The 7548-nt window shown below is 68.1% G+C and carries 8 protein-coding genes and 1 riboswitch; of the genes, 3 read left to right on the top strand and 5 right to left on the bottom strand.

The window, feature by feature from the left end; all coding sequences use genetic code 11:
• The 3 genes from A9W96_RS15470 to A9W96_RS15460 all read left to right on the top strand — a co-directional run.
• On the top strand, nt 1-640 hold a 640-nt coding region (locus A9W96_RS15470; protein WP_156765262.1), incomplete at its 5' end, for a M28 family peptidase.
• Nucleotides 641-704: 64 nt separating this feature from the next.
• Complete coding sequence (locus A9W96_RS15465) at nt 705-1139, top strand: SRPBCC family protein (RefSeq protein WP_066872442.1); 435 nt, start codon at nt 705-707, stop codon at nt 1137-1139.
• 127 nt (nt 1140-1266) lie between these two features.
• On the top strand, nt 1267-2715 hold the full coding sequence (locus A9W96_RS15460) for a neutral zinc metallopeptidase (RefSeq protein WP_066879831.1): 1449 nt from the start codon (nt 1267-1269) through the stop codon (nt 2713-2715).
• A gap of 16 nt (nt 2716-2731) precedes the next feature.
• On the opposite strand, the gene A9W96_RS15455 is transcribed toward A9W96_RS15460, so the two are convergent.
• The 5 genes from A9W96_RS15455 to thiC all read right to left on the bottom strand — a co-directional run bounded on the left by A9W96_RS15455 (nt 2732) and on the right by thiC (nt 7453).
• Complete coding sequence (locus A9W96_RS15455; RefSeq protein WP_066872448.1) at nt 2732-3601, bottom strand: LLM class F420-dependent oxidoreductase; 870 nt, start codon at nt 3599-3601, stop codon at nt 2732-2734.
• 24 nt (nt 3602-3625) lie between these two features.
• Nucleotides 3626-4060: a MarR family winged helix-turn-helix transcriptional regulator gene (locus tag A9W96_RS15450; RefSeq protein WP_067140986.1), complete on the bottom strand. Its 435-nt coding sequence runs from the start codon at nt 4058-4060 to the stop codon at nt 3626-3628.
• A 46-nt stretch (nt 4061-4106) separates the two neighbouring features.
• Entirely contained in the window at nt 4107-4730 is a 624-nt protein-coding gene (locus A9W96_RS15445) for an alpha/beta family hydrolase (protein ID WP_066879843.1), read from the bottom strand.
• A 4-nt stretch (nt 4731-4734) separates the two neighbouring features.
• Complete coding sequence (gene thiD, locus A9W96_RS15440; RefSeq protein ID WP_066872456.1) at nt 4735-5562, bottom strand: bifunctional hydroxymethylpyrimidine kinase/phosphomethylpyrimidine kinase; 828 nt, start codon at nt 5560-5562, stop codon at nt 4735-4737.
• Between the two features lie 211 nt (nt 5563-5773).
• Nucleotides 5774-7453, bottom strand: a complete 1680-nt coding sequence (thiC, locus tag A9W96_RS15430; RefSeq protein WP_067140982.1) for a phosphomethylpyrimidine synthase ThiC — start codon at nt 7451-7453, stop codon at nt 5774-5776.
• Nucleotides 7445-7548: riboswitch (TPP riboswitch) on the bottom strand. This riboswitch is flagged as partial in the annotation. (Overlaps the previous gene by 9 nt.)

The raw sequence follows: 7548 nt of genomic DNA, 5'->3' as shown, positions 1-7548 counted from the left end.
GGTGGCCGCCGTTTTGGAGACGGCGCTGCAACTGGGCCCGCTCGCCCCGGTCACCAACGCGGTGCGGTTCGTGTTCTGGGGAGCCGACGAGGACGGCCGCAACGGCGTCATGGACTACGTGTTCGGCATGGACCGCGACCAACTCAACGACATCGCGCTCTACCTGAACTTCACCATGCTGGGGTCGCCGAACGCGGGATTCTTCACCGACGACGGCGATCAGTCCGGCCCGCCCTCACCCAACGTCTCGGCCGCGGACGTGCCCGAGGGATCGGCCGGCATCGAACGCATGCTGGCCGGTTATCTGAACCTCGCCGGCAAGCGTCCCGCCGACCTGCCGTTGGATACCAGGGCCGACTACCACCCGTTCATGGTGGCCGGCGTGCCGGTCGGCGGCATGACCACCGGCGCCGCGCAGCCGAAAAGCCCCGTGCAGGCCCGGTTATGGGGTGGTCAGGCCGGCGTGGCGTTCGATCCCAACTTCCAGAGCCCTCGTGACACCGTCGACAACATCAACCGGGAAGCGTTGGCGGTCATGGGTTCTGGCGTCGGGTTCGTCGTCGGCAGCTACGCGGAATCCATCGGCGGGGTCAATGGCGTGCCGCCGCACAACAAGAGGCACCGCACCCGGGTGCCCTGAACCGCGACCGCCCACCGTTTAGCATGTCGGTGACACCCGTCGGCATCGCAGGGCAGGGGAGCGCATGGTCCAGATTCACGTAGAGCGCACCGTCGCGGCGGCGCCGCAACGCGTCTTCGATTGGCTGACCGACCCGGCCAACCTGACCACCGCTCCGTTGCTGCTCAGGGCCGGCTGGGCCGACGGCTCGTCGGGCCCAGGCGTGGGGGCAGTGCGCGAAGTGACGGGGCTGGGCGTGTGGTTGCGCGAACGGATCACCGCCTACGAGCCGCCGCACAACTACTCCTACCTCGTCGTCCGCTCGATACCCGCCTCGAATCACGAGGGCGGGACCGTGACGATCACTTCGTCGGGCGACGGCGCGCACGTCGACTGGGAGACCGCCTACACGGTTCCGGCCAGCGGGGGCGGCAAGGTGACCGAGGCGGTCACGTCGCCGCTGTTCCGCTGGACCTTCCGCGCCATCCTCGACCACTGCGCACGGGCGCTGGAACGCTAGCGGCATCGGTTGCCGCGTTCGTGTCGACGTTTGCTGGGTCGCCCGATTCCTGCTGCCCGTTATGGTCGATGCCTCTAGGATGAGTTTCCTTGATGCTGCGTCGTAGCCGGTCGGGATGAGGTTGGTCATGAAAAGCCATGCGCTCAGGTCGGCCCTCGTGTGGGCGGCGGCGGCACTCCTGGTGGCCGGCTGCACGACCTTCGTCGACGGACGCGCGCTGTCGATGCTCAACGATCCGTTTCTGGTCGGGGGGCTGCCGGCGACCAACGGACCCAGCGGGATCCGTTCGAACGCGCCCAGTCCCACCGGCAAGGTGCTCAACACCGACAACGGCCCCATCGACACACTCGCACTGCTGTCGGTCAACGACATCGAGGACTACTGGAAGTCGGTGTATGACCAATCGCTGCAGGGCAAGTTCGTTCCGCTCAGCAAGATGGTGTCCTACAACTCCACCGATCCCAGCAGCCCGATCGTGTGCCACAACGACACCTACAAGCTCGTCAACGCCTTCTACACCGGCAAGTGCAACCTGATCGCCTGGGACCGCGGCGTATTCATGCCCATGGCGCAGAAGTATTTCGGTGACATGTCCGTCACCGGCGTGCTGGCACACGAATTCGGGCACGCGCTGCAACAGATGGCGAAGCTGGTGACCAGACGCGACGCGACCATCGTCCGCGAGCAGCAGGCCGACTGCTTCGCGGGCGTCTATCTGTACTGGGTCGCCGACGGCAAGTCGCCGCGCTTCACGCTGAGCACCGCCGACGGGCTCGACCACGTGCTGGCCGGGATCATCACCACGCGGGACCCCGTCATGGACAGCGAGACCGAGAACGACGACGCCCACGGGTCGGCCCTGGACCGGATCAGCGCCTTTCAAATGGGATTCCTCAACGGCGCCTCGGCCTGTGCGGCGATCAACCGCAAGGAGATCGAGAAGCGCCGCGGCGACCTGCCGAACGCCCTGCGGGTCGACTCCAGCACCGGCGCACCCGAAACCGGCGAGGTGCCCATCAACCAGGACACCTTGTCGAATCTCATGGAGCTGCTGGGAAAGATCTTCGCCCCGGCCAGCCCGCCGGCGCTGTCCTACCAGCCGGCCGAGTGCCCGGACGCCAAGGCCACCCCGCCGGCGTCCTACTGCCCGGGCACCAACACCATCGTGGTCGACCTGCCCGGCCTCGCCGCCATGGGCACGCTCGCCGACGAGAAGCAACAGACCCTGCCGCAGGGCGACGACACCGCGCTGTCGGTGGTGATGTCGAGATACGCGCTGGCCGTGCAGCATGAACGTGGCCTGCCGATGCAGAGCCCGTGGACCGCGCTGCGCACCGCGTGCCTGACCGGTGTGGTGCATCGCAAGATGGCCGAGCCGATCGACCTGCCCTCGCACAACCAATTGTTGCTGACCGCAGGCGATCTCGACGAGGCCGTCGCCGGCTTGCTCACCAACCATCTGGTCGCCAGCGACGCGGACGGCACCAGTGTGCCGGCCGGATTCACCCGGATCGCTGCGTTCCGCGGCGGCGTGACGGGCAACGCGGACGCCTGTTACTCGCGCTATCCCGGTTAACCGATCACCAACCGGGTCAACCGATTTCGGCGAGCCGGGGAATCACTTCGTCGCCCAGGCGTCGAACGAAGCCGACCGGATCCGGATTACCGGGGAACGGACCGGCATTGACCAGCTCGACGCCGAGTCCGGCGTAGCCCTCGACGGTCCGGAAATACCCGTCCAGGTCCTCGAACGGATTGACGAAGTAGCCGACCGTCTTGCGGATCTCGCCGGGGTCGCGGCCGACCGCCTCGCAATGACGGTTGAGCACCTCGATCTTGTGCTTGATCGCGTCGACCTCGGTCACCGTGGAATTCCAGATGTCGGCGTATTGCGCGACCAGACGCAGCGTCTTTTTTTCACCGTCCCCGCCGATCAGCACCGGGGGACGCCGAATCGGTTGGGGCGCACAGATTGTCTCGGCCAGCTGATAGTGCTTGCCTTGGTACGGGCCGTCGTTGTCGCTCCACATCTGCCGGCAGATCTGCAGTGTTTCCTCGAGCATCTCGAAGCGTTGGCTCACCGGCGGATACGGAAAGCCCAGGGCGGCGTGTTCCCGGTCGTACCAGGCCGCGCCGAGTCCCAACATCGACCGGCCCTGCGACAAGACGTCCAGCGTCGTGACCGCCTTGGCCAGCAAACCTGGATAACGGTAGGTGACGCCGGTGACCAACAGGCTCAGCTCGATTGTCGTCGTCTGTCCGGCCAGAAAGCCCAGTGACGTGTACCCCTCCAGGAACGGGTCCTCCGCCCGTCCCATGGCTTCCATCTGAAAGAAGTGGTCGGCCAGCGTGAACAGCGTCGCGCCGCCCTGCTCGGCCGCCTTGGCCGCCTCGGCCAGCGTCGGGCCCAGCCGGGCCGGGTCTCCCGGTAGGAAGTCGATGAAATGCAATCCCAATTCCATTGTCGCTCACGTCCTTTCGCGTCCTCATTGCTCGGTCAAGCGCTCGAGTAGCGACAGTGCGTCGACGATGACGCGCCGCTCGGCCTCGGTGTAGCGCTCGTGGATGGCGCGGGCCAACCACTCCTCGCGGGCGCGCCGGCCGCTTTCGGCACGCCGTTTGCCCGCCGGGGTCAGCGAAACCCTCTGGCGCCTGCCGTCATTCGGATCCGGCTTGCGCTCGATGAGCCCGCGTTGGCCCAGGGCGGCCAGGATGGTGGCCATCGACTGCGGGCGCACCTGTTCGGCGCCGGCCAATACGCTGGCCGACGACGGGCCCTCTTTCCACAGCCGGGTGAGCACCGCGGTCTGTGACGGCGTCAGACCGTCGGTCGCGATGTCCTTCAGCCGGCGCCGTAACCGGCTGAACACCACCCTGATGTCGCGTGCCGCCGCTACCGCGGACTCGCTGATGCCATCCACGCGACCACTCTATTTTAGACAGCCAAAACTGTCCAGTTTTGACTGTCTATTTCCGTCCGAGCAGCTGCAGCGCGGCATCGACGGCCAACGCCGGCACGTTCAACGTCCTGGACCGCAGATCGTGGCGGGCGCTGGCGATCTCGACGACGGCGGTCGTGCCGGTGACCAGGGCGGCCGCGGCGCGCAGTTCGTCGGGCGTGCCGAACGGATCCGACGTGCCGTGCGTGAACACGGTCGGCACCGTGATGTCGGGCAGGTGCTCGGTGCGCGCGCGTTCGGGTTTGCCCGGGGGATGGACCGGATAGGAGAACAGCGTCAGCACGTCCACCGCCGCCTCGCCGGCCGCGACGACCATGGACGTCTGCCGGCCGCCATAGGAATGGCCGCCGGCGATCAGCGGGCCGTCGGCCAGGCCGCGGCACACCGTGATGGCCTCGACGATGCCGGCCCGGTCGGCGGCGGCGGAACCCGACGGCGGCCCGGCCGGCCGGCGGCGCCGGTAGGGCAGGTTGTAGCGCACCGCCAGCCAGCCCCGTTGCGCCCACTCGTCGCAAACCTGCTGCAGCAGAACGGCATCCCGGTTGCCGCCGGCGCCGTGGGTCAGTACCACCACGCCCGTCGGCGGCCCCGTGGGCTCGTGCGCGACACCCGCGATCTCGTCGAGATTCATGCGATCACGACAGCCGAAACAGCGGGGAGACGGGGCCGTGCCCGTGGCCCAGTGGGTATGCGGCGCGCAGACATTCGGTCACCCAGCGCTTGCCGAACTCGACGGCGTCCGGCACGGTGAAGTTGTGCGCCAGCGCGCACGCCACGGCGCTGGCGAGCGTGTCGCCACCGCCGTGGTCGTTTCCCGTCGCGATCCGCTGGGCATCGAACTCGAAGAAATCGGCGCCGTCGTAGAGCAGGTCGCTGCTGCGCTCCGAGGACCGCAGGTGACCACCCTTCACCAGCACCCATTGCGGGCCCAGCGCATGCAGCGCCTTGGCCGCCGCCCGCTGCGACTCGGCGTCCACCACGTCGACGTCGACCAGCAGCCGCACCTCGTCGAGATTGGGTGTCACCAGCGTCGCCAACGGAAACAATTGGGTGCGAAGCGAATCCAGCGCCGCCGGCGCCATCAGCGCGTCGCCGTGCATCGACGCCGCCACCGGATCGACGACGAGCGGCACCGACAACCCCAGCCCGCGCCACGTGGTGGCCACGGTGTCGATGATTCGCGGCGACGCCAGCATCCCAGTCTTCGCGGACTGGATGCCGATGTCGCCGACGACGGCCTCGATCTGCCCGGCGACGACCTCGGCAGGCACCTCGTGAAAACTCCGCACGCCCAACGTGTTCTGGACGGTGACGGCGGTGACCGCGATGCACGCGTGCACACCCAGCAGCGCCATGGTGCGCATGTCGGCCTCGATGCCCGCGCCGCCCCCGGAGTCCGACCCGGCGATGGACAGCACCCGGCGCGGCGTCGTGCCGGGCGCGGGCAGCGGCAGGAACGTCACTGTGTCAGATTGCGGTGACCCGCCGCGCCCGGCTGCGCCGCGCTTGCGATCACCGCTGTCAGATGGCGGTGACCCGCCGCGCCCGGCTTCGCCCGATGGTGGCGACCCGCTGCGCCCGGCTTCGCCCGATGGTGGCGACCCGCTGCGCCCGGCTGCGCCGCGCTTGCGATCGCCACGGCCCCGCTGGCGATCGCCACGGCCGCGCTTGCGATCACTGCTGTGCCAGCGGTAGATACACCCGGTTGCCCTGCTCGGCGAACTCGCGCGACTTCTCCGCCATGCCCTCGGACATGGCGGCCTCGATCGCTTCCTCGCTGTCGAGCCCGTGTTTGGCGGCGTAGTCGCGAACGTCCTGGGTGATGCGCATCGAGCAGAACTTCGGCCCGCACATGGAGCAGAAGTGCGCGGTCTTGGCCGGTTCGGCCGGCAGCGTCTCGTCGTGATACTCCCGCGCGGTGTCCGGGTCCAGCGACAGCGCGAACTGGTCGTTCCACCGGAACTCGAAGCGCGCCTGCGACAACGCGTTGTCACGCTCCTGCGCGTGCGGATGGCCCTTGGCCAGATCGCCTGCGTGCGCGGCGATCTTGTAGGCGATCACCCCGTCCTTGACGTCCTTGCGGTCCGGCAGCCCCAGGTGTTCCTTGGGGGTCACGTAGCACAGCATCGCGGTGCCGGCCTGGGCGATGATGGCCGCGCCGATCGCCGAGGTGATGTGGTCGTAGGCCGGGGCGATATCGGTGGCCAGCGGGCCCAGCGTGTAGAACGGGGCCTCCTCGCACCACTCCTCTTCCAGCCGCACGTTCTCGACGATCTTGTGCATCGGGACGTGGCCCGGGCCCTCGATCATCACCTGCACGCCATGGGATTTCGCGATCTTGGTCAGCTCGCCCAGGGTGCGCAGCTCGGCGAACTGCGCGGCGTCGTTGGCGTCGGCGATCGAGCCCGGCCGCAGGCCGTCGCCCAGGGAGAAGGTGACGTCATAGCGGGCGAAGATCTCGCAGAGCTCGTCGAAGTTGGTGTACAGGAACGACTCCCGGTGATGCGCCAGGCACCACGCGGCCATGATCGAGCCGCCGCGCGACACGATGCCGGTGACCCGCTTGGCGGTCAGCGGCACATAGCGCAGCAACACACCGGCGTGCACGGTCATGTAGTCCACGCCCTGCTCGCATTGCTCGATCACGGTGTCGCGGTAGAGCTCCCAGGTCAGTTCGGTCGGATCGCCCTTGGTCTTTTCCAGCGCCTGATAGATGGGCACGGTGCCGACCGGCACCGGCGAGTTGCGCAGAATCCACTCGCGGGTCTCGTGGATGTTCTTGCCGGTGGACAGGTCCATGATGGTGTCGGCGCCCCACCGGGTGGCCCACACCATCTTGTCGACCTCCTCGGCGATCGATGATGTCACCGCCGAGTTGCCGATGTTTGCGTTCACCTTGGTCGCAAACAACTTGCCGATGATCATCGGCTCGATCTCGGGGTGGTTGTGGTTGGCCGGGATCACCGCGCGGCCCCGGGCGACCTCGTCGCGCACCAGCTCGGCGGGCATGCCCTCGCGCGCGGCGATGTAGGCCATCTCGGCGGTGATCTCGCCGGCGCGGGCGCGCTGCAGCTGCGTCCCGCGATCGCGGACCACGCCGGGCCGCGCCGGCAGTCCGGCCGTCAGATCGATCGTCGCCTCCGGATCGGTGTAGGGCCCCGAGGTGTCGTACAGGTCGAAGTCCTCGCCGTTGGACAGGTGCACCCGCCGCAGCGGTACCCGCAGCGTCACCCCACCCGGGCCCTCGATCTCGCGGTAGGCCTTGCTGCTGCCCCAGATGGGTCCGGTGGTGACGGCCGGCTCCACGCTGTGCGAGGCACTGCCCGACGCAATTCCGGAAAGGACATCAGTCATTTTTCATCTCCCTACGCCGGCATTACCCGGTCAGGTTCGTACGGTCGACGGCCCCGAGCCGTCCTCTCAGCGCACTCGGCGTGCGCTCCCGCGTC

Origin of the sequence: Mycobacterium sp. 1245852.3, from assembly GCF_001669335.1 — a bacterium.
Lineage (GTDB): Bacteria > Actinomycetota > Actinomycetes > Mycobacteriales > Mycobacteriaceae > Mycobacterium > Mycobacterium europaeum_A.
This window is presented reverse-complemented; position numbering and strand designations above follow the sequence as displayed.